The sequence below is a fragment of the Methylobacterium sp. C33D genome (genome assembly GCF_053345825.1).
This window is the reverse complement of sequence record NZ_JBKFAV010000191.1, coordinates 1-312: the sequence shown is the minus strand read 5'-3', so window position 1 is coordinate 312 and position 312 is coordinate 1. Positions and strand designations below refer to the sequence as shown.

Sequence of the window (312 nt, the reverse complement as noted above, 5' to 3'; positions counted from 1 at the left end):
GGTGACCGGGGACGCCCCGCCGTAGGGCCGCCCGGCCTCGGCGATCTGCTTCGCGGCGGCCTCGCAGGCCTGCCGGGTGTTGAACTCGACGGACCCGATCGCCGGGCCCGAGCCGGCCAGCATGATGATGAGCACGTAGACCACGCCATTCCCTCCGGCATCCCGGTCCGGCGTCGCGCTGCGTGCTGGTGCGGACGGCGGGACTCGAACCCGCACGGCCTCGCGGCCGCAAGATTTTAAGTCTCGTGCGTCTACCGGTTCCGCCACGTCCGCATCCGCCCTCGGTAACGGGGCCGGCGGGTCCGATCAAGC

1 tRNA gene is annotated in these 312 nt (G+C 72.1%); it reads right to left on the bottom strand.

Features of this window, described 5'->3' with window-relative positions:
• Positions 1-186 precede the first annotated feature (186 nt).
• Positions 187-273: transfer RNA gene (locus ACLBXO_RS31985), tRNA-Leu, on the bottom strand.
• Positions 274-312: the final 39 nt, after the last annotated feature.